This window comes from Caballeronia sp. INML2 (assembly GCF_023631365.1).
Taxonomy (GTDB): domain Bacteria; phylum Pseudomonadota; class Gammaproteobacteria; order Burkholderiales; family Burkholderiaceae; genus Caballeronia; species Caballeronia turbans.
The window spans coordinates 1-278 of sequence record NZ_JALQDH010000240.1; the positions used below are offsets into that span (position 1 = coordinate 1).

The window sequence follows — 278 nt, forward strand, 5'->3', positions numbered from 1 at the left end:
GTTTCAATCTTCCGAGCGACTTCGGCGTCAGCCTCATTCGCCCCGGCGGCACTGTCCCGACGCCGCTCGACGACGCCGATCCGCGCGTCTCGCCCAATCGCGACTGGAGTTTCTTCGTCTTCGCCAGCGCCGACGGCCGCGCCGTTGCTCGCGACATCTTCCTCGATGGCAACACGTGGGAAGACAGCCCGAGCGTCGATAAAGAGCCTTTCGTCGCCGACCTCAGCTACGGCGCCGGCATCGTCGCTGGAAAATGGCAGCTCACCTTCGCGCAAACC

At 64.7% G+C, this 278-nt stretch carries 1 protein-coding gene; it reads left to right on the forward strand.

The genetic code is table 11. The features are described 5' to 3' along the window. Window positions 1-278 (forward strand): lipid A-modifier LpxR family protein (locus NCT32_RS37165; protein ID WP_250491579.1); only part of this gene is annotated, 278 nt, incomplete at both ends.